We start from the raw sequence: 24,528 nt of genomic DNA, 5'->3' as shown, positions 1-24,528 counted from the left end.
CGGGGGCGGCGAAACCCATACCCCGGTGTGGGCCGGCCGATCCGTATGGAGCGATCCGGGCGGTTTCGGGTGTACCGCGGCGTCGAATCGGTGCCCCACATCAACGTCCAAGCTGTCGACTCGCCGACGCTGTACTCGGTCTATCGGACCGGCTACGACACCGTCCAGTCGACGGTCGACGACCTCGAAACCGGTGACCTGATCGAAGCGACACTCGCCGGCGACCCCGACGACGAGGCCGAGCCGTGGCGCCTGACGGCCGTCGAGCGGGTCGGGCGGGTGCGAACCGCCTTCGCCGTCGGCGTCGACCCGCCGGACGTTGCCCGGGACTGCTGGACGCCGGACCGGACGACGCCGGCGTACACCCGCCTGACCGAGGACGGCGCCCCTATCGGTGTCTGTGGTGTCCAGCCGCGTGACCCACTGCCAAACGGCACGTTCGTTCCGAGCGTGGTGACCGGGCTGCTCCCGCTCGAAGCCGAGTTCGAGGCGGTCCCGACGGTCGGCGACCCGGCCGTCGAGGCGGTGTTTCTCGACCCGTCACCCCCGGACGCCACGTCGCACACGCAGCCCTACGGCGTCGTCTTCCTGTTTACGCGCTCGTCGACGGGGTTCGCGACGCGTCTCCGAGAGCAGTACGACTGTCCCCTCGACGCCGACACCCGGCCGGCGTTCGATCCCTACGGTATCTGAGTCGGAACGAGACGGACGGAGACGCGACCGCGCGGCCTACTCGTCGCCGCCGTCGGTGAGGAGTTCGACCTCGACGTCGCGGTCCGCTTCGAACTCCTCGGGGGTCCAGTCGTCGTCCGCTGTCTCGGGGTCGTCCTCCGCGAGTTCTTGCTCGGAGTCGGTCCACCAGGACGTGCGTTCGTGGTGATGACACATGGGTACGTTACCCACACGACACTGTGGATTCGACGCGTAAAACGATTCCGCGGTGACACGTGGGGCGTCAGTCGTCGCCGGTCGCCTCGCTCGTGGCGCGTTCGACCGTCGCCGCCTCGTCGGTCCGGAGGTCCGAGACGAAGCCGAACAGGGCGTCGAAGTCAGCGATACCCTCCCGGACGAGATACTGCACGTACCGGTGTTTCCGGTGGAACTCCGCCTCCACGGCTTCGACTTCGCGGTCACTGGCGTCGGCCAGGCGATGAAAGAGTCGGAAGCCAAGCGCCCGGTGGCCGTCGTCGAGGTGAGGGTGGGTGTAATCGAGGTGGAAGTGGCCGTCGGTGTCGCGGCGAGCGACGACGTTCCAGTAGAGCGTCCGGCCTTCCTTCTCGACGGCTCCCGAGGGGAGCGTGCCGGACCCGAGCGCCTCGTACTCGCGTTCGCTCAGGAGTTCGACCGCCTCGGCGACATAGCGGTCACCGTCGACGTGATGCGGGAAGACGACGAGGTCGATCTCCCGCAGGAGGTAGGGCGCGAGTCCCTGTTCGATGACGCGGTTGATGAGCGTCTCTACGTCCTCGGCGTGGGTCGTGCCGATGACGCCGTGGCCCGTATTCAGGGTCTCACCGAACGTCTCGAAGGAGGCGGGCGTGTTGATCTCCGCGATTACCTCCACGTCCGGGTTGAGATAGTTGGTCTCGGTCATCAGCCGCGCCATCGAGACACGCTTGTACTCGTTCTCGTGGTCCCGCGTCGTCAGCGAGATACCCGTCTCGTGGGGGAGTCGCACCTCGCGGCTCCCCTCGTCGATGGAGACCGGGCGGTCGTCGTAGGGGACAAACGGCATGTGGGCGTTCATGAGCGTCGTCTTGCCGACGCCGGTCGGTCCCGAGAAGAGGACGACGCCGTGGCTCTCGTACAGCATCCAGAGGAGAGTCACGAGTTCCGTCGAGAGGGCGTCGCGTTCGATCAGGTCGACAGGAGTCATCGGGTCGCCGGCCTGCTTGCGGATCGAGACGTGCGGGCCGTCCTCGGAGATGACGGGGAGGGCAACGGCACACCGAATCGTCTCGTCGACGCCCGGCGGTTCGAGGTTCACCTTCGCGCTCGGCTGACTCGCGCTGAGTTCCGTCCCGTCGCTCGCCGCCAACTGAGTGACCACGTTGACGAAGGCCGTCTCGTCCTCGAAGGCGAGGTTCGTCGGGACGCGGCCGACGGGAAGTTCGTCGGTTCGCGGGATCACCTTCACCCGCTCGTCGACGCGGTTGGCCTCTACGTCCTCCAGCGACGGGTCACGGATGGGAACGGTGAGCACGCCGTGGCCAACGTAGTCCCGAAGGACGTAGTAGACCAGGTCGTCGAGGCGGTCGGTGGCGTAGCGGCTGTCGACCGGCGGGACGGCGAGACCGTACTCCGCGAGGGCGGTCGTCAGGCGGTACTTCGTCGCGGCAACCCAGGCGCGGGTGTTTCGAGCGGTGAGCCGGCGAGAGAGGAACTCGCGAGCGCGCTCCCGCACGAAGGCGTGGCGGTCCTCGACCACGTCCTCGACGTTTGCCTCCCAGATGCGCTCCTTGCACTCCGCGATGAGTTGCTCGTCGCCGGGAAGCAGGTCGGGTTCGAGGACGGCGTATTTCGTCGAGAACTGGTCGCTCCCGAGCAGGTGTTCGCGGTAGATCACCACGTCGACGTCGAAGCCGGCGAAGTCGACGGCGTAGCGCCGGAGGCGTTCGCCGGCGACCCGGTCGACGAAGCGGGCGTCGGCGTCGAACGCGGTGTGTGCAGGGGCGTAGTCCTCGGTGTGGACCACCACGCGGTCGTCCGCCCGGCCGACGTCGACCACCTCGATTCGGTCGTCGAGCGCGAGCGGTGTCGACGCCCCGAGCAGGCGGAGTTCACAGAGCGCGTGGTAGGTGAGCCGACGCCACGCGGCGGGCGAGGCGTCGATCAGGCGGTCGAGCGCCCGACGGTACTTCGGTTCGAACCCCGCGGCGGCTCGCTCGGCGGTCCCCTCGCGGGTCAGCGGTCGGCGGCGGTTGACGACCGTGAAGTGCTCGCGGATGCGCTCCATCGCGGCTTGGTCCGCGGGGCCGAGACCGGGTTCCCGGACGGCGTAGGCGAACTCGTCGTCGGCTTCGCGCACCGTCGCCACGACACCAGGGGTGACCTCGTACTGATCGACCACGGCTGGCGCGTACCACGCGTCGGCGTCGTCCGGCGGCCGCGGGGCGGGGACCGGCCCATCCGCCGCGTCCCCGTCCGTGTCCCCGAACGAGAGGGTCGGTCCGTCACTCATCACGCCACACCTCCGACGGAATCAACATAGCCGTTGGTGCCGCGGTATCACCTATAATATTCGGGGCGGCGCGGACACCGTTCGTCGGGGACGGACTACCAACCGATGACGCGCTTCGTCAGCGGTCGAACGTGATCCCGCCGTCGGCTTCGACCTCGGGGGGTGTGGCGCCGTCGTCGTCGGGCGTCTGTGCGCCCACATCGCCGTCGGTCGCGTCGATGTCGTCCACCCGTGTCGACAGTTCGAACGTCTCCAGCAGTTCTCGGAGGGCGTCGGCCTGTTCGGCCAAGTCGTCGACGCGGCCGGAGACGTCGTCGAGAGAGGTAGACTGCTCGCGGGCGGCCACGGCGACGTCGGTGGCGCCGGTAGCGGTCTCCTGGCTCGTGGTTTCGATCTGTTCGACCATGGAGACGGTCTCCTCGGTCGAGGCGGCCTGCTGGTCGGTCGCGTCCGAAATCTCTCGCATGCCCTCGTCGGTCTCGTGGGCGAGTTCGGCGATGCGGTCGAGCGAGTCGATGGCGTCCTCGACAGTTTCGACGGCGTCGGCGACCTCCTCGGTCGTCTCGCGCATCCCCTCGACGGTGGCCGTGGTCTGTGTCTGGAGACCGTCGATGATCTCCTGGACGTCCGTGGCTTCGGCCTGGGCCTCCTCGGCCAGTGACTTCACCTCGTCGGCGACGACGGCGAAGCCCTCGGCGCCGTCACCGGAGTCCGAGTGGGCGGCCTCGATGGAGGCGTTCAGGGCAAGTAGGTTCGTCCGCTCGGCGATGTCGGAGATAGTGGCGACGATATCGCCCATGCGGGCCATGCGGTCGTCGAGTTCGTGGAGTTGGTCCATCGTCTCGGTCGCCCGGGTCTCGATGGCGTCCATCCGTTCGAGGGCGTCGACCGCCGCCGTCTGTCCGTCGTCGCCCATCTCGGCGGTGCGGGTGGCCACCTCGGCGACGCTGTCGGCCGAGGCGGCAATCTCCTCGACAGTCGCGGAGAGGTCGCTCATCTCCGAGACGATCCGCTGGAGTTGGTCGCGCTGTTCCTCGGCGTCGTCGGAAATCTCGTCCGTGGCATCGCTGATCCGTTCGCTCGCCCGCGCCACCTCGTCGAGTTCGGTCGAGGTGTCGACGGTGCGCTCCGAGACGGTGTCGGCGAAGGCGGACACCTCACCGACCGTCCCCTCGATGTCGTCGAGCATCCGGTTGAACGACCGCGCGATGGCGGCCATGGCGTCGCTCTCGTCGTCGGGATCCATTCGGACCGAGAGGTCCTTGTCGGCGGCGGCAGCCATCACGTCGCCGTACCGGTCGGCCGTCCGCTCGAGGTGGTCGGTCAGCGCCTCCAGTTCGCGGGTGTTTTGTCGGAGGTTGTCAGCCATTCGGTCCAGGGAGTCACCGAACGACCCGGGGACCGACTCCTCGAGGACCGGCGCGTCGAACTCCTGTTCGGCGAGAGCGTCGGCCTGCGCGGAGATGGTCACGAGCGACGCCCGCATGTCGTCGAACTCCGCCACGAGGCTCCCGATCTCGTCGTCCTGGTCGTGGGACTCGATTGTAACCTCGTCGATCTCGCCGGCGGCAATCGTCGTCACCGCGTCCTCCAGCATCCGTACTGGAGCGACGAAGTCACGGCGGGCGATGAGCAGCGTGTTGACGAACGCGAGGGCGGCACCACCCAGGAGCGCGACCGTGAGGGCGGTCCGGGCGACACCGGTCAGGACGAACGGGAGGAGGGCGAGGGCGACGGCGACGCTGAACTGAATCGTCACCGCGGCGACGATCTTGCGCTCGATGGACTCGGTGATCCCGAGGACATCCATCGTCCCCCACAGCGCTCGTCGGTACTGGTCCATGAGCATATCCGGGAAATATACTACTGACGTATGAATCCGCGGTGCCAATTATCAAATTGTAATAACTGGAATCCAACCCACGTCGGTCGAGCGGGTGCTCTGGATCTCATGGCTGGAAGTTCGCAGGCCGGCGTCGGCCTCGTGGATAGGCTTTTGTCCATCGAGTCGAAGGACCGACGATGCGAAAGGATGACAACCACGCACGGAAGGGTGCATCGATGGGCGCGGCCGTCGGCGCGGTGATGGGCAGTCCGCTCGGCCCGGTCGGGGCCGGAATCGGCGCGGGCTTCGGCGGAGCGGGTGGCTACCTCGCGGGGACGGTCCGGGACCGCGTGGAATCGCGCTGTCCCTGCTCGAAGTAGGCGGTCAACCGCCCCCGAGGTACAGCTCCGCCACCTCGTCGCTTTCGAGGAGTTCCTCGCCGGACCCCTCGAACCGGTTTTCGCCCATGTCGAGGACGTACCCCCGATCCGAGACGGCCAGCGCCTGCCGCGCGTTCTGTTCGACCATCAGGATGGCCGTGTCCGTCTCGTCGCGGATCTGAACCAGGCGCTCGAACATGTCGTCGACGAGGTCGGGCGCGAGGCCGGCGGAGGGTTCGTCGACGAGGAGGAGGTCGGGGTCGATCATCAGCGCCGAGGAGAGGGCGAGCATCTGCTGTTGGCCGCCGGACATGGCGCTTGCCCGCATGTTCTCTCGCTCTTCGAGGAACGGGAACCGGTCCCACACCGCCTCGAAGTCCTCGGGATCGGGGTCGTCGATGTACGCCCCCATCTCGAGGTTCTCGCGCACCGTCAGCGTCGGGAAGATGTTCTCCCGCTGGGGAACGTAACACATGCCGCGTTCGGTCACCTGATCGGCACGGAGTGGCGTGATGTCCTCGCCGTCGAAGGTGACCGTCCCGGCCCAGCAGTCGATGAGGCCGTAGGTCGCTTTCATCATGGTCGACTTGCCCGCGCCGTTCGGACCGATGATGGTCACGATTTCGCGATCCTCGACGTCTAGGTCGACGCCGTGGAGAATCTCGGCGTCGCCGTAGCCCGAGACCACGCCGCGGGCTTCGAGCAGCGCCATCGTCACCCCACCCCGAGGTAGGCGTCGATAACCGCCTCGTCGTTTCTGATCGCGTCGGGCTGTCCCTCGACGAGTTTCTTCCCTTCGTTCATCACGATGATCGTATCGGAGAGTTCCATGATCACTTCCATGTCGTGTTCGACGATGCAGAAGGTGTAGCCGTCCGCACGGAGCGCTTCGATGCGGGCCATCAGCTTCTCGGTGAGCGCGGGGTTGACGCCGGCGACGGGTTCGTCGAGCAGGATCACCCGCGGTTCGAGCATCAACACCCGCCCAAGCTCCAGCAGTTTGCGCTGCCCGCCGGAGAGGTTGCCCGCCGGTTCGTCCCGGAGGTGGTCGATCTCGAGCAGTTCGAGGGTCTCCTCGGCGCGTTCCCGGACCGACGCCTCCTCCTCGGCGACGGCCCCGCGACGGAACCAGGCGTTGGCGAGGTTCTCGCCGGCCTGTCCCTGCGGGGCCAGCATCAGGTTCTCTAGGGCGGTCATGTCGCCGAGTTCACGGGTGAGCTGGAAGGTGCGGACCAGTCCCTCGCGGGCCAGCATGTACGGGCGGCTGTTGGTGTGGCCAGGGCGACGCTGGGTGAGCCGCTGTTTGGCGAGGTAGCCGCCCGCGCCCAGCGCCGCGCCGGCGACGGTGGCACCGGCGGCCGGAGCCGCCCCCAGCCCGAGCGGTCCGAGGCCGACGACGCCACCGAGGGTGCCGGCCGTGAGGCCGCTGGCACCCCCCCAGATGACCGTCTCGTCCCGGTGGGGGCGCATGATCGTCTGGAGGTCGCGGCCGTCGTACCGGACGGTGCCGCCGTCGGGTTCGTAGAAGCCACTGATGAGGTTGAACGTCGTCGTCTTGCCCGCGCCGTTCGGGCCGATGAGACCCGTGATCGACCCCTCGGCGATGTCGAAGGTGGCACCGTCGACGGCGACGATGCCGCCGAAGGTCTTGCGGAGACCATCGACTTCGAGGATGGCGTCGCTCATCCGTCCACCTCCGAGGACGTCCCCTCCTCACGCCCGAGCAGTCCTTCGGGAACGTAGTAGAGGACGAGCAAAAAGAGGACGCCGACGACCACCAGTCGGAACGCCTGGATGTTGACGCGGACGGCAGGCGGGAAGAAGGAGGCAAGCTGTGTCGTCGCCTGCTGGAACGCCCAGAAGATGGCGGCCCCGAGGATCATACCCTTGTTGTTGCCGGCACCGCCCAGGAACATGATCAGCAGGGTGATGAACGTAACCCGGGGGGCGAAGGTGGTGAACGTCAGCCCCTGGGCGTACATGGCCCAGAGCGCGCCCGCGAACCCGCCGAGCGCGGACCCCAAGACCATCGTCTGAACCTTGTAGACGAAGGGGTCCTTGCCGAGTGACTGCACGACCGTCTCGTCGTTGCGGACGGCCCGCAGGACGCGGCCGAACGGCGACCGGACGGCGAGTTCCAGCACGTAGTACAGTCCGGCCAGGAAGAGGACGAACGCGGCGAGTTGGAATCGTGCGTAGTCGACGTTGACGGTCAACTCGCCGACGAGCACCACGGCGTAGCCGATGCCCGTGTCGCCGCCGAATCCGAGGAGCCAGACGACGTTCTGGACCAGTATGTTGAGGGCGCCGCCGACGTCACCGTCGCCGAGCGGTCCCAGGATGGGCAGGAGGAAGTACCACAGCGCGACGAACCAGAGCGCGCCGACGCCGACGACGGCGAGTTTCACGTCCGCGAGCCAGTCGACCCGCGTCACGCCGAGGTAGTAGGCGGCCACCAGCGCGCCGAGTAAGGCGAGCGCCAGCGCGCTTTTGAGTCCGACAGAGTCGATGAGTGGGAGCGGGAGGAGGGCAACCAGCAGTCCGGTGCCGAGTGCGATACCGAACAGCCCCTCGCGGCGACCCAGGCCGCCGTAGTGGTGAGTAACGGCCACGAGCGCCACGAACCAGGTGTACAGCGAGACGACCGCTCCGAGGCTCAAGAGGGGATCGACCGCCACCAGCAGGGCGAACGTGAGTAGGCCGGCGACAGCGCCCGCGGCGGCGCTGACCGTCGTGGCCGAGCCGAGCGCGTCGGTTCGGCGGCGGAGACGCGTCAGACCGAACGTCGTGACGGTGTAGACGCCGTCGAGTGGGAGCCGCGAGTCCGATCCGCGGAGTCGCCCGAGCGCGCCCGTGGCGATTCCCCAGACGACGGCGACGATGAGACCGAACATCGCGGGGCCGACCAGCGTCTCCATCGCCAGCGGGAACAGATCCTGAAGCGGCGGGCTGTACCCCCGGAGGGCGTCAGGCCCGTTCGCCAGCCACGTCTCGGACTGGATGACCCGTTGGAAGATGACCGAGACGCCGAGCACCGTGATAGCGAGGTAGTCCTCGCGCAGACGGATCGTCGGCAGCGCGACTAGGCCACCGATCACCCCGGCCAGAAGCGTCGCGGCGGCGATAGCGACGGGCCAGGTGCCAACCACAGGCACGTTACCGAGGCCGATGATATAGGCGGTGAAGTCGGTGGGATCGTCCGGGCCGAGGACGAACAGCGCCGCGGTGTACGCGCCGATCAGGTAGAAGCCAACGTGGCCGAAGTCGAGTAGGCCGGTGTGGCCGTACTTGACGTTCAGGCCGAGCGAGAGGATGCCGTAAATCGACACCAACAGCATGAACGAGATGACGACGTCGGCGGCCGCCATCTCAGCTCCCCCCCACGATGCCTTCGGGTTTAACGAGCAACACGAGCAACAGGACGACGAACGCGACGGGGATGCGGTAGGTGGCGCTGAGTCCCGGGATGGCGAAGATGCCCACCTCCATCGCGAGGCCGACGACGTAGCTCCCGAGGATGGCGCCGTAGACGCTGATGCCGCCGAGGATCACGCCGGCGAACATCGCCAACAAGAGGTTGAACCCGAGATTGATCGTGATCGAACTGAACAGGAAGCCGAGCATGACCCCGCCGATGGCCGCAAAGAGACCGGAGATGATCCAGACGGACATCATTACCTGTCGGGTGTTGATCCCGCGAACCATCGCGAGTTTGCGGTTGTCGCTCGTCGCCCGCATGGCCTTGCCGAGGGTCGTCGCCTGCAGGAGGTAATGCAGCGCGGACATCATGAGCAAGGCGAGGACGATGATGCTGAGACGGAGCGGCGAGGTGCGGACGCGGGTGGCCGCGATGGCCGCCTCCGGGACGCCAGTCCCGCCACCCTGGAGGACTGCGCCACCGAGGGCGAGAACGGCGAGTCCCGAGAGTGTGGCGGCGAGACGCGGGCCGACGACGCCGGCGGTGCCCCGCCGCCGGCGGTGTGCGGCGTAGGCGACGGCGCCCGTCGCGACGACGACGACGAGGAGTTCGAGCCACGAGTAACTCATCACGAGCAGTGGCCGGAGAGCGTCACCGCGACTCTCCATAATCGCGAGGGTCAGTCCACCGTCGACGAGGAAGAAGTCGAAGAACTTCGCGAGGGTGAAATCGAGCACGCCGCCGAAAAACGGCACGGTCGTTTCGACGGTGTAATACCGGATCTGACCGCCGAAAATCGTCTGGATCCCAAACCGGACGACGAAGGCGACGGCGAGCGAGACGATGAGCATCAAGGCGAGTTCGACGTCCTTCTCGCGGAACTTGCGAAAGATCAGCGACTCCAAGAGTGGGACGACGGCACCGAGCAGGACGAACGCAAAGAGCAACGCGGCGGGGAAGGCAGGCGCGCCGAGCACCACGGCCGCGCCGACCAGCGCCGCCACGGCGCCGTGAACGGCGAGTGCGACGCCGTCTGGAGCGTCGAAGCCCCACCAACTCCCCTTCAACGCCCGAGCCCCGCCGAGGTGATAGACGGTGCCGAGGACGCCGGCGGCCGACAGGACGAACAACACCGCAGCGCCGGCGACGCCGACCTGTTGGGGGCCGGTCGACAGCAGGTCAAACAGCGGAACCGTGTCCGGCTTGTTGACCAGCAAGGCGGCGTACGCGCCGAGGGTCAGCAGGTCCCCGTGTGCGAAGTTGGGTACCTCGGCGATGTCGTACACCAGCGCCAACCCAGTCGCACCGAGGGCGACGATGCTTCCGGTGACGACGCCCGTTACGACAGCGTTCAGCAGTCCCGTTTCGGCGACCATAGGTCGGAATGACATACCACGGTTAATATCGTTTGGGTGCCATCGGAGCGGTCGTGTGGAACCGACCACCACCGGTCGGTCGACCGTCGCGGCACCGCCCTCCCGATGCGTGCGGGCCTCTCGCGGATTCCCGCAATCGTGTGTCGGATACATGATGGTACGGCTAACATATCGGACCACCAGTGAGATAGACGGACACTATCGGCGAACATGAGAGCCCTACGTACATATTTTTCGCCCTCGAACCTATACATTTGTGTACAAATGAGCAGTAGATTAATTTGTGGAAAGGAATAACATGGCGCACGTAATGTCTGATCACAGTCGACGGGACATCCTCAGAGGACTCGGTGCGACCGGTACGGCCGGGCTAGTCTCGCTCGCTGGCTGCTCACAACAGGACGGCGAGGGAAGTACCGCGACGGCGACCGAAACCGAGGGGAGCATGGACGGCGACGGCGGCGACGGCGAGATGGAGGAGACGGCGACGGAGATGGAGTCCGGCGGTGGCGAGCCTATCGCGCTCGGCTCGATTTTCCCGATCACGGGGACGAACAGCGCGTACGGCGGTGGCCATCAGCAGGCGTTCAACCTCGCGGTCGAGGAGATCAACGGCACCGGCGGCGTCCTCGGCGGCCGGGAGATCACGCCGGTCAACCGCGACACCGAGGGGAGTCCGTCGCGGGCAGCCCAGAAGTTCCGGACGATGATCAATCAGGAGGGAATCGTCGGCCTCGTGGGGCCGTACTCCAGCGGTATCGGGACGACGCTCGCCCCCATCGCCCGCGACAACCAGGTGATAGAGGTCTCGAACGGCAACACCTCGCCCGCGCTGGCGACCGCGGGGGTCAACGAGAGCAACGGCGTCAAGTACTACGGCCGGACCTCGCCCAACGACGTCCAGCAGGCGCTCGTGATGGCGCGCGTGCTGAACCAATCTATCGAGGCCGAGACGGCTTCCTTCCTCTACGTCGACAACCCCTACGGACAGGGGTTGGCGGAGGCGGCGAGCGAGAACTTCGAGGGCGAGACGCTAAATATGGTCGGCTACTCCCAGCAGACCAGCGACTACACGTCCACCCTCGACTCGGTGTTCGACGGCGACCCCGACGCGGTCGGCGCGGTGATGTACCCCGGCGGCGGGCGGACGATCCTCCAGCAGTGGAACCAAGGCGGCTACGGCGGCGAGTGGGTCGGCGCCGAGGCGATCCTGTCGCCCGAACTGCTCTCCGATCTCTCGGATATCGTCGAGGGGATGTACATCACCTCACCCCAGACCGCAAACAGCGACACGTTCCAAGAGAACATGGGCGGCGAGGGGAACATCACGCAGTTCGCCCCCCACGCCTACGACGCGACGTACCTCATGGGCCTCGCGATGGAGGCCGCAGGCGAGGCCAGCGGCACGGGTATCGCCGAGAACATCCGGGCCGTCTCCCGGGCCAACGACGGTGACACGACCGTCTCGGTCGCCGAGTTCCAGGCCGGAAAGGACGCGCTCGGAAACGACGAGGCCGTGGACTACAACGGCGCCTCGGGGTCGGTCGACCTGAACGAGAACCTCGAACCGGTCGTCCCCTACCGCATCCTACAGGTGCAGAGCGGCGAAGCACAGATGGTCGAAGAGGTGCCGCTGTCGTACTTCGAGGGGAAGGTCTGAGTCGACCGGCGCCGGACGCCCGCCCGGCGCACTTAACGGGCCGACGCCACTACCCCGGGACGTGAACGTGGAGATCGAGACGCGGTGGCACCCCTCGACGAAACTGAACGCCATCGGCGCGGCGCTGGATTTCACGAGTGTCGACCCCCTTCCGGAGAACGTCACGCGCGACCAGATCGAGGAGTACTGCTACACGCTCGAGCAGTTGTACGGCGCCTACGTCGACGAGATGACCGCGGAGACGACGCTCTCCCGCCGCGAGGCCCAGACGTGGGTGTTGCGGAACCTCGTCTACGAGGGCGCCGACCGCCTCTCGTTCGAGGCCATCGGGCTCTACATCTGGGCGATCGGTCGCTCGGCCGACGGCGACCCCCTCTCGCGGACCATCGTCGACGGCTACCACGAGCGAGCCGTCGAGAAGGTCGACGCCGCCGAGGCGACGGTCAAGCGGATCGAGCCGCCGCCGTACCCCGACGACCGCTACGCGGAACCGACGATGCTGTGGGTCGACGGCGAGGTGGCCGAGCGTCTCGCGCGCCGTCTCGGCCCCGAGGAGGGGTACAACGACGCACTCGAACGGCTCCTCGACGAGACGGTCGACGCGGTCCCGCTCGAAACCCTGCTCGAACGGCTCCGTGAGGCCGGCGCGACCTACGTCGGCGTCCGGACCGTCAACCCGGGATGGGACCGGGAGCTACCGCTGTCGGTCCACGGTCCCGAGTCGGTGGCGTTCGAGGTCGAGGCGACGGCGGTCCGCGTCGACGACACGCCGTACCCGTTCGGGATCGAGCATCGCCCGGCCGACGCCGGAACGGGGTCGTTGCTCACCCTGTTCGCGGCCGACGACACTGATCCTGCGGCGGGCGTCGAACGCCTCCAGCAGGCGCTAGAGCGAGTCGAGACGACGCTGCCGGCGCTCGTCGACCGAGCGCGGGAGGCGGGCGTGACGGGCCTCGCCGTGGCCGACGACCCCGTCGGCACCGGCGCACACCTCCTGGCAATCGGGCCGACGGATGCCGACGACCCCCTCGAAGGGGTGGACCGACTGGTCCTCGACGACCGCACGCTCACCGTCGGCGCGGGAACGAAGCTCACGGCTGCGGAGTACGCGGACCGCGAGGGAACGACGCTCCTGTGGACGAGTCCCGACGCCGACTTCGACGAACCGCGGGAGTTGCCCGACGATCCGGCCGCGCGCCGCGAACAATTCCCGACGGCGGTACTCCACACCGACTGACCCGGGGGCTTATTCGCCTCGGCGTCTCTTGGGCGAGTATGGACGACGAAATCACACCCGAGGAAGTCGAGTCGTTGCTGGAAACCGAAGAGCGGCCGCGGGTTGTCGACATTCGCTCGCCGGGACAGTTCGAGCGCGGGCACATCCCGGGCAGTGAAAACGTTCCCTTCGAGGAACTGCCGGACCGCATCGCGGAGTTCACCGACGCCGACCGCATCGTCACGGTCTGTCCCCACGGGAAGGCGAGCGTTCAAGCCGCACGCCTCATCGGGTCCTTCGAGGGGACAGCCGACGCACGGGTCGAGAGCATGGCTGGCGGACTGGAAGCGTGGGAGGGACCGCTCGAAGCGGCCACCGACGGCGAGCGGCCGGACTCACCGTTCTGATCGGCGCAGAAAGGAAAGGCGCTCGACGGGCGGGGTTAGCCGGCGATCACGCGACGTTGAACCCTTTGTCGCGGAGGAAGTCCTCCACGCGGCCGAGATGGTTCCCCTGGAGTTCGATGGACCCGTCCTCGACGGTGCCGCCACAGGCGAACTTGGACTTTAGGTCCGACGACAGGCTGTCCATGTCGACGTCTTTCGGATCGAACCCCTCGATGATCGTTACCTCCTTTCCGTAGCGGCGCTCGTCGATGCGGATGTTGATCTCCTGAGACTCCTTGGCCACGTCCTCGCAGACGCAGAGTTCCTCAGGGAGCCCGCACGTCGAGCAGACTTCCGACATTACAGGGTAAAGCTACTGGACGGGACTATTAAACAGTGTCGGGACCGGTCACGACGGCCGGCCGGGCGGTCGATCAGCGGGCGAACGGGCGGGTCGGGAGCGTCCGCTCGCGGACCAGTTCACCGACCGCATCGGTCGCCGCGTCCGCCGTCTCGCGGTCCACCCCATCGCCGTATCGCGCACGCTCGTACGCCCGCAAGACCAGTCGGGCACGGTCGTCACTCGTCACGCACTCGACGTACGCCCGCGGCGTCTCGCCCGGGCGGCGGGGGCGCTCCTGCTGTTCGAGCAGGTACGCCAGTCGCTCGAACGCCCGGACGGCGTCGGTATCGGGGTCACGGCGCGGGCCACGCCGCCGGAGCCACACCGCTCGCACCGCCCGAGCGCCCGCCCCCGTCCGCCTGACCGCCGCCCCGACGCCGACGAGCACCACTCCCCACAGCGCGAGCGTCTCCCGCGAGGGCAGGGTCGGGCCGCCGCCGGCGTCACTGGCTGCGACCGGATCGGCGACGGCGTCCGGCGCGGCCCGGTTTCCGGGCATGTTGCCACCGCCGGCGGGCGCCGGCGTCGGCGTGGCGTCGACGACCGAGTCGTCGTCCGCGGGCGTTGGCACGGGCGTCGCGTTGAGCGTCTCCGCCGTGTCGACGCCACCGGCGTCGGACCGACGGGCGTCGCTCAAGCGGGCCTGCTCGGCGGATTGGCGGGGGGCGGCCGGCGTCGGATCGAACCGCACCCAGCCCTCGTCGGGGACGTACACCTGCACCCACGCGTGGGAGTCGAGGCCACGGACCACCCACTCGTCCGCGCCGACGCGCTCTCCCGCCGTATAGCCCGTGGCGAACCGCGCGGGCACCCCTTCGGCCCGCAGCATCGTCACCATCGTCGTCGCGTAGTAGGTGCAGTAGCCCGCGTCCATCTCGAACAGGAAGGCGTCGGCGACGCTCCCCTCGGGGCGCTCGACGGTCAGCGAGTACCGCTTGGTCGACTCCAGATAGGATTCGAACGCGACAGCCGTCTCGTACGGCGTCTCGGCGCCGGCGTCGTCCGCAACCGTCGCGGCGCGCTCCCGCACCCGATCCGGCGTCGACGCCGGCAGTTGCGTGTAGCGCTCGACCACCGCGTCGGGGTAGTCGGTGCCGGCCGCCTGGAGTGTGTCGGGGGACGGCCGGTTCAGTCGACTGGTGACGGTGTATCGCTCGCCGGGGTCGAGCGTCGTCGCCGGGCGGAGGGTGCCCTGTGGCGTCACCCGGACCCGTGAGGCGGGGATGTCCGTGACCGTGGTCGGCCGCCACGCCGCCGGCATCGCCCCGAGTTCCGTCTCGGCGGTCACCGTCTGCTGCACCGCAGGCCCCTCCCCGGGCGGGCCGGACAACGGCTCCTCGTAGGGGCTGGTGTCGCCGGATCGTACCCACCCCGTGCCGGTGTAGCGGTCGTACGTGGCCGTCGTCCAGTAGGACTCGGCCTGGCTCTCGACGGTGAACTGCACCTGCGGCGAGAGTCTGATCGTCCCGACGACCTCTACCCGGTCCCGTGCGTCGACGAGGCTGGTCACCCCCGAGGGAGAACCGCGGTCGGGGAGGACCGGCGCCGTCCGCGTCGCGGGCACCACCGACAGCGTCGCCGCAGCGACTACCATGACCGCGAGCAGGATCACCAGCGTATCGACCTGTGTGGCCGTCCCTCCGTGGCGATCCAGCGTCCCGAAGCCGACGACGGCGGCCGCGCCGACGACGCCCGCGAGCGTCGTGAGTAGCCCCGCATCGCCCGTGAGCACGAGCACCGCGAGTACTGTCCCGCCCACGATGACACTCGGGACGTACCGCCGGCGGACCGCCAGATACCACGAGAGAAAGACGGGCGTCGGTGCGACCGACAACGCCCAGACGTTCGCCTGTGTCAGCCGCAGCACCGACAGCCCGGTGAGCAGGGCAACGGTGTCGGAAAGCAGACGCTCGGGGGAGATGAGCGCCCGCTGGCTCGCGGGCACGGAGAGAAAGTACACCGCGAACCCGCCGGCCAGGGAAAGCACCGCCAGGAGGAGAGCGGTTCGGACCCGGAGAACCCGCCCCGTCGCCACGGCCAGCGTCGCCGTCCCGACGAGCGTCGCGAGCATGAGCCGCGACCCCCCGACCACGTCCGTCACGTGATAGAGGACGCTCCCGTAGGCGGCGGTGAGCACGGCCAGCGAGCCGAGAGCGGCGAGTCGAGCGTCCGGGGCGAACGACCCCGGGAGGAGACCGGAGCGGTCGGCCGCCTCGGCGCTCACGCTCGCACCTCCGGGGCGGACGGGGCGGCGTCACTCGCGTCGTCGATCCGGCGTCGCCGTCGGGGGTCGAAGGGGTGTGACACACCGTCGATGTGGACCGTCACCCCGTCGGCAGCGGCGCGAACCGCGACGTCGGCGTCGGTGTCGGCGTCGCCAGCGCCGACGCGAGCGAGGTGAGCGAGAGGTCGGTCGGCGTCGCTCGGCGTCGCCCGAACCCGGCCGTCGGGCGTCGCGAGCGACACGGACACGCCCTCGTCGAGGAGGGCGACGGTGACGGTGGCGGCCGCTTCCGCCATCGCGTCCGCCCACCCGCGCTCGGCGCTTGCCGCCACCGTCACCGTCCGGCGGTCACCGTCGTCCGCGAACTCTTGCACGACGAGTCCCTCACGTTTGGCGCTCGACTTCCAGTGGACGTCCCGCAGCGAGTCGCCGTGGACGTACTCCCGGAGGTGATCGAACGCGCCACGCTTGGCGCCCGCGTCGGGCGCCGTGAGGGCACGGAGCCGTCCGGCGACGGCCGACGACGGGTGGAACACTCGCGGATACACCAGCACCGTGTCCCGCCCCTCGATGACGAACGTTCGCCGCGCGAGACCGAGCACGTCGCGGGCGTCGACGGTCGCGGGACCGAGCGCGTGTGCACCCCGTTCGCGGTAGGTCACCGTGTAGGCAACGGGGTCGCCCCCGACCAGGGTCGTCGCGGTGGCGTCGCCGTCGACGCCCGGCGGGAGATGGTCGCGCACGACGGCGGTGACGGGCGTGTCGGTGGCGAACGCCAGCCGGACAGTCGCGGTCGTTCCCGGATCGGCGGACGGTGGGGTCGTTCGCTCGACGGTTGGCGGATCGAGTGAGAGGAGTTGGACGCCCGCGGCGAGAAGCGCGACGCCCGCGGGGACGACGACGGCGTCGAGCGACGGCGGGCCGAACGTCGCGCCCGCGGCGACGGCGGTGACGGCGACGACGCCAACCGCGATCCCGCGACGGGTCGGCAGAAGGCGCCGGGGCATCTCACTCGACCGTGACGGTGGTCAGCGCGGCGTCGACGACGTCGCGCCCCGGTCGGTCGGTGTCGATGCGGTGGCTCCAGACACTCGGCGCCTCGGTCTGGATGTCGTCGGGGACGACGTACTCGCGGCCGTTCAGGACGGCCCGCGCCTGCGCGGCGCGGGTGAGGGCGATGGCACCCCGAGGACTCACGCCAAGGGCGGCCTCCTCCCGGGTGTAGGCGGCCAGCCGCGAGACGTACCGCCGGACGGGTTCGCTGAGCGTGACGTTCGCGACGGTCTGGCGGGCGCCCCGCAGGTCGTCGAGGGTCGCGACGGGGTCGAGCGACTCGATGGGGTGAGCGCCGGCGACCCGCTCCAGCAGGCGCGTCTCGGCGTCCTCGTCGGGGTAGCCGAGTCGGAGTTTCTTCATGAAGCGGTCGACCTCGGCCATCGGCAGGTCGTAGGTTCGTCCCGGCTCCACGTCGTTCTGCGTCGCGATGACGGTGAAGGGGTCGGGGAGCCGGCGAGTCTCGCCGTCGACGGTCACCTGCCCTTCGGCCATCGCCTCCAACAGGGCGGCTTGGGTCTTCGGCGGGGCGCGATTGATTTCGTCGCCAAGGACGACGTTCGCGAACACGGGTCCGGGGCGGAACTCGAACTCCCGGGTCTTCTGGTTGAACACGTTGACGCCGGTCACGTCCGAGGGAAGGAGGTCGGGCGTGAACTGGACGCGCTTGAACGAGCAGTCGACGGAGGTGGCGACGGCTCGTCCGAGGACCGTCTTGCCGACCCCTGGGACGTCCTCGAGAAGGAGGTGTCCGCGGGCGAGGGTCGCGACGAGGATGTGCTCGATGGCGTCGTGCTGGCCGACGATGACCTCCTCGACGTTGTCGACGATGCGGTCGGTGAGTGTCGTGGCGGCGGACACCGACAGTGGCGGGACCTGCTCGGCGTGCTCCGAGTCCGGGATACCTGCGTCCGTCATGGGTGATGAAGCGGGCCGACGGCCGGCCCGAGGTCGGCAACCGACCGGGAACAGCAGTGGGTGAGATAGTATAACACCCGGGCCTACCTATACCTTCGGCCACCGGGTGTATCGAGGAAAGGATTTTGCCCGTCGCCCGCGGTGGGAATCACATGATTCCGGCCACCGGTAGTCCGGCGGAGGTGCCCCGATGAAGCCCGTCGCCTTCGACGAGGCGGAGACCTACGAACCCGAGGAGGGGTGGCGGCGCGTCGCGCTCGCCGGGAGCGACCGCTTCTCCTTCGAGTGGTTCGAGAAGCCGCCAGGGCACAGTTCGCCGATGCACGACCACGAGAACGAACAGGTCTGTCTCTGTCTGTCGGGCGAACTCACCGTCGCCACCGCGGACGACGCGGTCACCCTCGGCCCGAACGACTCGGTGTGGCTCGACGCCGACGAACCCCACCGCGTCGAGAACACGGGCGAGGAACGCGCCGTCGGCCTCGACGTCTTCGCACCGGGGCGCTCGTTCGACTTCTGGACCGACCGCGACTGAGCGGCCGGCGCCGGGCAGGTCCCGCCGCCGAGCCACGGGCGGCCTCGTCTTTTAGGGGTCGAATCACGTACGTGTGTGCTGTGGGACAGGATACCGAGAACGAACCGACGGCCGAGGACGACTCGTCCGAACGACTCGAACCGCGCAGCCGGACGAATCCAGATCGGGTCGCGGCGATTACCAACCGGTTTGTTCACGCGGTCGAACTCGTCGCCGCCGGAATCTTCGCGCTGCTCTTTGCCATCGGCGTCGTCGACCTCATGATCCAAATCGTCCAGGCGACCCGTGCCGGCCGGATCACCGATCCGCTGGTCGTCATCGGCTTCATCGACACGGGCCTCCTCCTGCTCATCATCGTCGAGGTGTACGAGACGGTTATCGCCTACACCCAGGAGAGCGAGACCCGTCGGATCGTCAGACTGGTCATCTACACGGGCGTCATCGCGATGGTGCGAAAGACGATCATCTTCCGGACCGGCGAGTACGCGACGACGACCAACGCCCTCCTCGCCGCCGTCGCCTACGCCGTGCTCATTCTCGGACTGGTCGGACTCCTGCTCGTCGAGCGGGGGAACGGCCAACAGCTCATGGGATGAGCGACCTACACGGCGGGCTTTTATCGCTGTGGCCGTAGGCCGGAACGTGACCGATCCCGATCCCGCCCGTCCCCGGGCGTCCGAGGGCGAGTCGACCGTCGTGACGGCGAACGGCGTCCGCCTCCACGTCGTGCAGGCCGGCCCCGCCGACGGGGAGCCGGTGCTCCTCCTGCACGGCTTTCCCGAGTGCTGGTACGGCTGGGACCCGGTGACCCGCCGCCTCGCCGACGCGGGCTATCGGGTGCTGGTCCCCGATCAGCGCGGCTACAACGCGAGCGGGAAGCCGTCGGGGGTCGGCGCCTACCGCCTGCCGACACTCGCCGCCGACGCCGCGGGCCTCCTCGACGCCGTCGGCGCCGACACCGCCCACGTCGTCGGCCACGACTGGGGGGCCGCGGTCGCCTGGTGGCTGGCGCTCGATCACCCAAGCCGAGTCCGGACGCTCGCGGCGCTGAACGTCCCGCATCCGACGGTGATGCGACGGACCCTCGACCGGTCGTGGGACCAACGCCGTCGGAGCTGGTATTTCGCCGCCTTCCAACTCCCTCGACTTCCCGAACTCGCCGCGCGGGCGGGGAACTACCGCCTCTTCGAGCGGTCGATGCGCGAGTCCAGCCGCCCCGGAGCGTTCGACGACGCCGACTTCGAGCGCTACCGAGCGGCGTGGCGCCAGCCCGGCGCGCTCACCGCCATGGTGAACTGGTACCGGGCGGTGGCGCGGTATCCGCCGCCCGAACGAACCGATCCGGTCGACCCACCGACGCGCGTGATCTGGGGCGTCCGCGACCGCTTCCTCCGGGCGTCGATGGCCAAGGAGAGCGTCGCCTACTGCCGGCAGGGGGAAGCCGTCCTGCTCGACGACGCGACCCACTGGCTCCACCACGAGCAGCCGGACCAGGTGGTCGACCACCTGCAAACAGGCTTCGACGCCGCCGAGTGACCGGCCGTCCGAAACGGGAAGGCTCAAAGCCGACGACCCACAGCGACCGTCGTGGGACTCGCAACACGGTTCGCCGGCGACGACGCGGACGTGATGGCCGACCCGCGGTTCAGGGTGATCCTCCTCGGAAGCGTGGTCTCGCCGATGGGTGCCTCGCTCGTCTCGCCGTTGCTCGACTCGCTGACCGGCGTCTACGGCGTCGAAGGAACGCAGATCGGTCTCGTGATGGCGGCCTTCACCGCCCCGGGAATCCTCGCCATCCCACTCGTCGGCATGGTGTCGGATCGGGTGGGCCGAAAGCCGGTGCTCACGGCCGGGCTGGCCCTGTTCGGTGCCGCCGGCCTGGGACTTGCCTTCACGACTGACTTTCGGGTCGCCGTCGCTCTGCGACTCGTCCAAGGCGTCGGCTTCACTGGCATCGCGCCCGTCCTCATCGCGGCCACGGGCGACCTCTTTACCGGCGAGCGCGAGGCGACGGCCCAGGGCCTCCGCTTTACCACCGTCGGCGCCTCCCTCGCGTTCTTTCCGTTTCTCGCCGGGCTGCTCGTCGCCGTCGCGTGGCAGTACCCCTTCTACCTGTTCGCGCTCGGCCTGCCGGCGGCCGCCGTCGTCCACCGGCGATTCGAGGAACCCGCTGCCGCCCCCGAGCCGGGGGGCCTCGACGTGCGGCGACTGCTCGCGCTCGTCCGGACACCCCGGATCGCACTGGTGTTGCTCGGCCGGGCCGTCCCCTCCTTTGTCTGGTTTGGCTTTCTCACCTACAACTCCATCGTGGTGGTGCGTCTACTGGACGGGACACCTGGCGTGGCGGGGGCGCTGGTCGCCGTCGCCAGCGTCGCGAGTTCGGTCGGCGGCTCCCAGGTGGGGCGGCTCACCGCCGCCTTCGACACCCGGCAGGCCCCCCTGCTCGTCGGGACGGCCGCCGCCGGAGTGGGCCTCGCGGCCGTCGCGCTCGCCCCCTCGCTTCCCGTCGCCGGCGTCGGCTCTCTCGTCGTCGGCGCCGGCTTCGGGGTCGTGCTCACGCTCTATCGCAGCACGATCTCGACGGTCGCCCCCGCGTCGCTCCGGGGGTCGCTCGTCAGCCTCGGCGAGTCCGCGGGCCGGATCGGCAGCACCGTCGCGCCCGTCGTCATGGGCGGGGCCGTCGCGTTCGCCACGCCCCGCGTTGGCTTCAGCGCCGCCGTCCGCGGGACGCTCCTCGCCGTCGTCGTCGGGAGCGTCGCCGTTGGGACGGTGTGCGTACTGTGCGCCGACCGGGCGGTGTCCGCCACCACCGGACAGTAGGCGGCGGTGACGGCCGTGCGGGTCGGCTGTCCGGCGCGGCGAGCGGCACGCCTTTACTCCCGGCGCGGCCAGCGACGGTATGCCGGATCTCGGAAAGATCGACCGTGAGTTCTTCGAGACCCACGTGCGCCCCCGTCTCGGCGCCGAACGCGACGACGTGCGCCTCGGCCCGACACCCGGCGTCGACTTCGGCCTGCTGTCGGTCGGCAACCAAGTCGTCGCCATCGCCACCGACCCCGTCTCGGTCCTCCCGGCGCTCGGCTACGAGCGCGCCGGCCGCTTCGCACTCGACGTCGTCCTCGCGGACGTCGCGGTCAGCGGTCTCCAGCCCTCGCATCTCGCCGTCTCGTTCTCCCTGCCACCCGAGATGAGCGACGAGGCGTTCGGGGCGGTGTGGGAGGGCCTCCACGCCGAGGCGGCGGATCTCGGCGTGAGCATCGTCACCGGCCACACCGCCCGGTACGAGGGGTGTTCGTTCCCCTGGGTCGGCGGGGCGACGGCGCTTGCCGTCGGCGACGCCGCGGACGTGGTGCGCCCGGACGGAGCGCGACCGGGTGACGACCTGCTGGTGACCGGCGGGCCGGCCGTCGAGACGACAGGGCTGTTGACGACGCTGTTCCCCGAGCGGATCGATCTCCCGCCGGCGACGCTGGCGACGGCTCAGGAACGACTCGACGAGGCGAGTTGCGTCCGCGACGCCCTGACCGCCGCGGCCGCGGGGCCGGTGACCGCGATGCACGACGCCACCGAAGGCGGTCTCTACGGCGCGTTCGTCGAGATGGCGACGGGCGCAGGCGCCCGGTTCGAAATCGAGCGCGACCGGATTCCCGTCCGGCCAGGCGTCGCCGAGACGTGTGCCGCCCTCGATATCGATCCCTGGACCGCCACGGCCTCGGGGTCGCTGGTGGCCGCCGTCGACCCCGAGCGAACGGACGCAGTGCTCGCGGCGCTCGACGAGCGAGGGACGGCCGCCGCCCGGATCGGGCAGGTAGTCGAAGGCAAAGGGGTCTATGTCGACGGCGAGCAGATCACGGCGCCGTCGGTCGACGCTTCGTGGGCCGCCTACTCGCGGCTCTCGACCTGAACGGGAAGCTCCCGGAACGGATTATCACGCTCGCCGGTGAATCGATAGGCACGGATGGTCTCCGGCGGCGAGACGATGGCGTAGACGTAGCCGGTCCAGGTCGCCTTCGCCCGGTCGGTCGCGCTCGGTACCGCGGGACTCTCCGGGTGTGAGTGATAGAAGCCGACGACGTCCTCGCCCGCGTTCTCGATCCGGTCGACGGTCGCCACGGTGGCTGCAGGGTCGAGTTCGTACGCCTTGCGGGGACTGGCGGCGACGTTGTCGACGCGGTGCGTGTCGGTCACGCGGTCGGGTGGGCCGCGCGCCCCCGCGAGGACGCCACAGACCTCCGCTGGCGGCGAGCGGGCGGCACCCTCGCGGGCGTGGTCGAGGAGGGCGTCGCGGACGGCCGGGCGGAGCCGGATCGGATCAGTCGAAGTCACGACGCATCGCGATCTCGAACCACGGACAGAGGCGGAGCTGTCGGTACCATGCCGGGTTCTCGTGGAGGTGGTCGTAGTCGACCCACAGGCGGCCGGCGACCTCCGCCTCGTCGGGGTCGAGGCTCGTGTCGTCGAGGGTACACTGCAGGACAGAACAGACCTCCCACTCGAGGCCCGCGTTCTCGTAGTAGCGTTTGTACTCGAACTTGTCGGTCACCCGGAGGTCGTCGTACTGGTCGGACGTGACGCCGAGTTCGTCGACGAGTCGCTGGCGGGTGGCCTCCTTCTGGGTCTGCCCCGGCCGCGGGTGGGAAGCGACGGTGCCGTCCCAGTGGGTGTCCCAGAGGCGCTTGCCCGGCGCGCGCTGTGCGAGCAGCACTCGCCCCTCGCCGTCGAAGACGATAGCGGTGAACGCACGGTGACGGACGCCCTCGCCGGTGTGTGCGTCGAGGCGGTTGACCGTCCCCTGCTCCTGATCGTCTCCGTCGACGGCGATGACCGCCTGTTCGGCGTTGGGGTGTTGCTCCGACGCCCCGGTGTCGCCCTCGTTCGCACTCATGATCGACGTTCCGAAGGCGAGGGTAATGGCGTCTTCGATGCGCTCTGACCGTCGGTTCCGCGGGGCGCCTCGAATCACCTAAATGCGAACCCCTCGAAGGGCCGTCGATGACCGACGACCGAGAGCAGGACCTCGACGTGGCGACCGTCCGCGAACGCGTCGACGCGGCGGACGCCGACGTACTCGACGCGCTGGCGGAGCGTGCGGCGGACGGAGCGGACGTGACCGAGGCGTTCACGTCTTGGTACCAAGAGTGCCGACGGGAGCGGGCGTCGACGGCCGAGGACGTCGACGCCGCGGAGTCGCGCCTCCGTGACCTGCTGGCAGGGGTCGAGGCGGCGGACCGCGAACACAACCAGGTTCGGGCGCAGGTCGAGGAGTTCGAATCACAGTTCGAGACACTGCGCGCGGAGTTGTCGGCGGCGGGCGACCGACTCGACGCAGCGCCGACGGCGCCAGCATCGGCCGCCGACCTCTATACCGGTGCCGAGCGGCTGGCCGCGTGCGAGCGGGCCGTCCACGAGGTTGCACACGGCCTCCATCACGTCGACCAGGCCCTCGACGAGTTCGAGTCGTGGCTCCACGACCCCGCGGCACGGATCGACGCGTTTCGCGACGAACTCGAGGGGTTCGAGCGATATCTCGACAACACAGACGGTCTCCTCGACCGGATCGAAGTGGGCGAAGGAGACGAGGACCGCGCGTTCGACCGATGGCTGGCCGCCTACCACCTCCAGCAGACCATGGGCGTCATCCTCGACGAACTCCGACTCGACGGGGACGAACTCAGCGCGTGGCTGAATCGGCAAGACGGGGCATACGACGACGACCTAGCGGCGATCCGCGACCGGGTCACCGACCTCGTGGCGCGTCACGAGACGTGTTCGGAGCGCCTCGAGATGACCGCCGACTCGATGGACGGCTTCGAGGAGTCGTGGAGCGCGGTGGCGGCGTCCGTCGAGGCGTTCGAGGCGGCGCTCGATGATCTCGAACCACCGGTCGACTGGGCCGGCGTCGAGTCCCGACTCGACGAGCAGTTCGACGAGTTGGATATCGAGGTACGGTGAC

Annotated in this window: 24 protein-coding genes; 11 read left to right on the top strand and 13 right to left on the bottom strand. The window is 69.0% G+C overall.

Annotated features, from left to right (window positions below):
• Positions 1–45: 45 nt before the first annotated feature.
• A complete protein-coding gene (locus NO878_RS12125; RefSeq protein WP_256406257.1) occupies positions 46–693 on the top strand; it encodes a hypothetical protein in 648 nt (215 codons plus the stop codon).
• A 36-nt stretch (positions 694–729) separates the two neighbouring features.
• Here NO878_RS12125 and NO878_RS12120 read toward each other — a convergent pair whose 3' ends face one another.
• From NO878_RS12120 to NO878_RS12110, 3 genes are all read right to left on the bottom strand, one after another.
• Complete coding sequence (locus NO878_RS12120; protein ID WP_256406256.1) at positions 730–903, bottom strand: hypothetical protein; 174 nt, start codon at positions 901–903, stop codon at positions 730–732.
• Positions 904–955: 52 nt separating this feature from the next.
• On the bottom strand, positions 956–3,181 hold the full coding sequence (locus tag NO878_RS12115; protein WP_256406255.1) for a type II/IV secretion system ATPase subunit: 2,226 nt from the start codon (positions 3,179–3,181) through the stop codon (positions 956–958).
• A 118-nt stretch (positions 3,182–3,299) separates the two neighbouring features.
• On the bottom strand, positions 3,300–5,030 hold the full coding sequence (locus NO878_RS12110; protein WP_256406254.1) for a methyl-accepting chemotaxis protein: 1,731 nt from the start codon (positions 5,028–5,030) through the stop codon (positions 3,300–3,302).
• A 173-nt stretch (positions 5,031–5,203) separates the two neighbouring features.
• On the opposite strand from NO878_RS12110, the gene NO878_RS12105 reads away from it, so the two are divergent.
• Positions 5,204–5,386 carry a glycine zipper domain-containing protein gene (locus NO878_RS12105; protein ID WP_256406253.1) on the top strand — a complete coding sequence of 61 codons (183 nt, stop codon included), beginning with the start codon at positions 5,204–5,206 and terminating at the stop codon, positions 5,384–5,386.
• A gap of 4 nt (positions 5,387–5,390) precedes the next feature.
• On the opposite strand, the gene NO878_RS12100 is transcribed toward NO878_RS12105, so the two are convergent.
• Genes NO878_RS12100 through NO878_RS12085 form a run of 4 tightly spaced genes read right to left on the bottom strand, consistent with a single transcriptional unit; the run spans position 5,391 to position 10,195 of the window.
• Entirely contained in the window at positions 5,391–6,098 is a 708-nt protein-coding gene (locus NO878_RS12100; protein WP_256406252.1) for an ABC transporter ATP-binding protein, read from the bottom strand.
• 2 nt (positions 6,099–6,100) lie between these two features.
• On the bottom strand, positions 6,101–7,072 hold the full coding sequence (locus NO878_RS12095) for an ABC transporter ATP-binding protein (RefSeq protein WP_256406251.1): 972 nt from the start codon (positions 7,070–7,072) through the stop codon (positions 6,101–6,103).
• Entirely contained in the window at positions 7,069–8,754 is a 1,686-nt protein-coding gene (locus tag NO878_RS12090; RefSeq protein WP_256406250.1) for a branched-chain amino acid ABC transporter permease, read from the bottom strand. The genes NO878_RS12095 and NO878_RS12090 overlap by 4 nt, the downstream gene beginning before the upstream one ends.
• A 1-nt stretch (position 8,755) precedes the next feature.
• Entirely contained in the window at positions 8,756–10,195 is a 1,440-nt protein-coding gene (locus tag NO878_RS12085) for a branched-chain amino acid ABC transporter permease (RefSeq protein ID WP_256406249.1), read from the bottom strand.
• Between the two features lie 295 nt (positions 10,196–10,490).
• Here NO878_RS12085 and NO878_RS12080 point away from each other — a divergent pair, with 295 nt between their 5' ends.
• The 3 genes from NO878_RS12080 to NO878_RS12070 all read left to right on the top strand — a co-directional run bounded on the left by NO878_RS12080 (position 10,491) and on the right by NO878_RS12070 (position 13,463).
• The gene (locus NO878_RS12080; protein ID WP_256406248.1) at positions 10,491–11,840 is read left to right on the top strand and encodes an ABC transporter substrate-binding protein; all 1,350 of its coding nucleotides are present in this window, start codon (positions 10,491–10,493) and stop codon (positions 11,838–11,840) included.
• Between the two features lie 61 nt (positions 11,841–11,901).
• Positions 11,902–13,077, top strand: a complete 1,176-nt coding sequence (locus tag NO878_RS12075; RefSeq protein WP_256406247.1) for a hypothetical protein — start codon at positions 11,902–11,904, stop codon at positions 13,075–13,077.
• A 38-nt stretch (positions 13,078–13,115) separates the two neighbouring features.
• The gene (locus NO878_RS12070) at positions 13,116–13,463 is read left to right on the top strand and encodes a rhodanese-like domain-containing protein (protein ID WP_256406246.1); all 348 of its coding nucleotides are present in this window, start codon (positions 13,116–13,118) and stop codon (positions 13,461–13,463) included.
• 46 nt (positions 13,464–13,509) lie between these two features.
• Here NO878_RS12070 and yciH read toward each other — a convergent pair whose 3' ends face one another.
• The 4 genes from yciH to NO878_RS12050 all read right to left on the bottom strand — a co-directional run bounded on the left by yciH (position 13,510) and on the right by NO878_RS12050 (position 18,040).
• A complete protein-coding gene (gene yciH, locus NO878_RS12065) occupies positions 13,510–13,803 on the bottom strand; it encodes a stress response translation initiation inhibitor YciH (RefSeq protein WP_049935096.1) in 294 nt (97 codons plus the stop codon).
• A 73-nt stretch (positions 13,804–13,876) separates the two neighbouring features.
• Positions 13,877–16,069, bottom strand: a complete 2,193-nt coding sequence (locus tag NO878_RS12060) for a transglutaminase TgpA family protein (protein ID WP_256406245.1) — start codon at positions 16,067–16,069, stop codon at positions 13,877–13,879.
• A complete protein-coding gene (locus NO878_RS12055; protein WP_256406244.1) occupies positions 16,066–17,076 on the bottom strand; it encodes a DUF58 domain-containing protein in 1,011 nt (336 codons plus the stop codon). The genes NO878_RS12060 and NO878_RS12055 overlap by 4 nt, the downstream gene beginning before the upstream one ends.
• A 1-nt stretch (position 17,077) precedes the next feature.
• On the bottom strand, positions 17,078–18,040 hold the full coding sequence (locus NO878_RS12050; RefSeq protein WP_256406243.1) for an AAA family ATPase: 963 nt from the start codon (positions 18,038–18,040) through the stop codon (positions 17,078–17,080).
• A 190-nt stretch (positions 18,041–18,230) separates the two neighbouring features.
• Between NO878_RS12050 and NO878_RS12045 the strand changes: the two genes are divergently transcribed.
• From NO878_RS12045 to NO878_RS12025, 5 genes are all read left to right on the top strand, one after another.
• Entirely contained in the window at positions 18,231–18,575 is a 345-nt protein-coding gene (locus tag NO878_RS12045) for a cupin domain-containing protein (protein ID WP_256406242.1), read from the top strand.
• Positions 18,576–18,655: 80 nt separating this feature from the next.
• Positions 18,656–19,171 carry a phosphate-starvation-inducible PsiE family protein gene (locus NO878_RS12040; RefSeq protein ID WP_256406241.1) on the top strand — a complete coding sequence of 172 codons (516 nt, stop codon included), beginning with the start codon at positions 18,656–18,658 and terminating at the stop codon, positions 19,169–19,171.
• A gap of 46 nt (positions 19,172–19,217) precedes the next feature.
• Positions 19,218–20,111, top strand: coding sequence for an alpha/beta fold hydrolase (locus tag NO878_RS12035; protein ID WP_256406240.1), 894 nt, complete (start codon positions 19,218–19,220; stop codon positions 20,109–20,111).
• Between the two features lie 51 nt (positions 20,112–20,162).
• Complete coding sequence (locus tag NO878_RS12030) at positions 20,163–21,395, top strand: MFS transporter (protein ID WP_256406239.1); 1,233 nt, start codon at positions 20,163–20,165, stop codon at positions 21,393–21,395.
• 79 nt (positions 21,396–21,474) lie between these two features.
• Positions 21,475–22,479, top strand: a complete 1,005-nt coding sequence (locus NO878_RS12025) for an AIR synthase family protein (protein WP_256406238.1) — start codon at positions 21,475–21,477, stop codon at positions 22,477–22,479.
• Here the strand turns inward: NO878_RS12025 and NO878_RS12020 are convergent.
• Both NO878_RS12020 and NO878_RS12015 read right to left on the bottom strand, forming a co-directional pair.
• Complete coding sequence (locus NO878_RS12020; RefSeq protein WP_256406237.1) at positions 22,458–22,901, bottom strand: desampylase; 444 nt, start codon at positions 22,899–22,901, stop codon at positions 22,458–22,460. The two genes, NO878_RS12025 and NO878_RS12020, sit on opposite strands and share 22 nt — an antisense overlap.
• Positions 22,888–23,460, bottom strand: a complete 573-nt coding sequence (locus NO878_RS12015) for an NUDIX hydrolase (RefSeq protein ID WP_256406430.1) — start codon at positions 23,458–23,460, stop codon at positions 22,888–22,890. The genes NO878_RS12020 and NO878_RS12015 overlap by 14 nt, the downstream gene beginning before the upstream one ends.
• Positions 23,461–23,567: 107 nt before the next feature.
• On the opposite strand from NO878_RS12015, the gene NO878_RS12010 reads away from it, so the two are divergent.
• Complete coding sequence (locus tag NO878_RS12010; RefSeq protein ID WP_256406236.1) at positions 23,568–24,527, top strand: hypothetical protein; 960 nt, start codon at positions 23,568–23,570, stop codon at positions 24,525–24,527.
• The last annotated feature ends 1 nt before the right edge of the window (position 24,528 follow it).

It is taken from the genome of Haloplanus ruber, from assembly GCF_024494725.1.
Lineage (GTDB): Archaea > Halobacteriota > Halobacteria > Halobacteriales > Haloferacaceae > Haloplanus > Haloplanus ruber.
Note: the sequence above shows the minus strand (reverse complement) of the source record. Positions and strands in the feature narration are given on the sequence as shown.

What these genes read in the sequence shown, in the direction of transcription:
- NO878_RS12125 (WP_256406257.1), top strand. Translation starts at nt 46, where the DNA reads ATGGAGCGATCCGGGCGGTTTCGGGTGTACCGCGGCGTCGAATCGGTG.
- NO878_RS12115 (WP_256406255.1), bottom strand. Translation starts at nt 3,181, where the DNA reads ATGAGTGACGGACCGACCCTCTCGTTCGGGGACACGGACGGGGACGCG.
- NO878_RS12110 (WP_256406254.1), bottom strand. Translation starts at nt 5,030, where the DNA reads ATGCTCATGGACCAGTACCGACGAGCGCTGTGGGGGACGATGGATGTC.
- NO878_RS12105 (WP_256406253.1), top strand. Translation starts at nt 5,204, where the DNA reads ATGCGAAAGGATGACAACCACGCACGGAAGGGTGCATCGATGGGCGCG.
- NO878_RS12100 (WP_256406252.1), bottom strand. Translation starts at nt 6,098, where the DNA reads ATGGCGCTGCTCGAAGCCCGCGGCGTGGTCTCGGGCTACGGCGACGCC.
- NO878_RS12095 (WP_256406251.1), bottom strand. Translation starts at nt 7,072, where the DNA reads ATGAGCGACGCCATCCTCGAAGTCGATGGTCTCCGCAAGACCTTCGGC.
- NO878_RS12090 (WP_256406250.1), bottom strand. Translation starts at nt 8,754, where the DNA reads ATGGCGGCCGCCGACGTCGTCATCTCGTTCATGCTGTTGGTGTCGATT.
- NO878_RS12085 (WP_256406249.1), bottom strand. Translation starts at nt 10,195, where the DNA reads ATGTCATTCCGACCTATGGTCGCCGAAACGGGACTGCTGAACGCTGTC.
- NO878_RS12080 (WP_256406248.1), top strand. Translation starts at nt 10,491, where the DNA reads ATGTCTGATCACAGTCGACGGGACATCCTCAGAGGACTCGGTGCGACC.
- NO878_RS12070 (WP_256406246.1), top strand. Translation starts at nt 13,116, where the DNA reads ATGGACGACGAAATCACACCCGAGGAAGTCGAGTCGTTGCTGGAAACC.
- yciH (WP_049935096.1), bottom strand. Translation starts at nt 13,803, where the DNA reads ATGTCGGAAGTCTGCTCGACGTGCGGGCTCCCTGAGGAACTCTGCGTC.
- NO878_RS12055 (WP_256406244.1), bottom strand. Translation starts at nt 17,076, where the DNA reads ATGCCCCGGCGCCTTCTGCCGACCCGTCGCGGGATCGCGGTTGGCGTC.
- NO878_RS12050 (WP_256406243.1), bottom strand. Translation starts at nt 18,040, where the DNA reads ATGACGGACGCAGGTATCCCGGACTCGGAGCACGCCGAGCAGGTCCCG.
- NO878_RS12045 (WP_256406242.1), top strand. Translation starts at nt 18,231, where the DNA reads ATGAAGCCCGTCGCCTTCGACGAGGCGGAGACCTACGAACCCGAGGAG.
- NO878_RS12025 (WP_256406238.1), top strand. Translation starts at nt 21,475, where the DNA reads ATGCCGGATCTCGGAAAGATCGACCGTGAGTTCTTCGAGACCCACGTG.
- NO878_RS12015 (WP_256406430.1), bottom strand. Translation starts at nt 23,460, where the DNA reads ATGAGTGCGAACGAGGGCGACACCGGGGCGTCGGAGCAACACCCCAAC.
- NO878_RS12010 (WP_256406236.1), top strand. Translation starts at nt 23,568, where the DNA reads ATGACCGACGACCGAGAGCAGGACCTCGACGTGGCGACCGTCCGCGAA.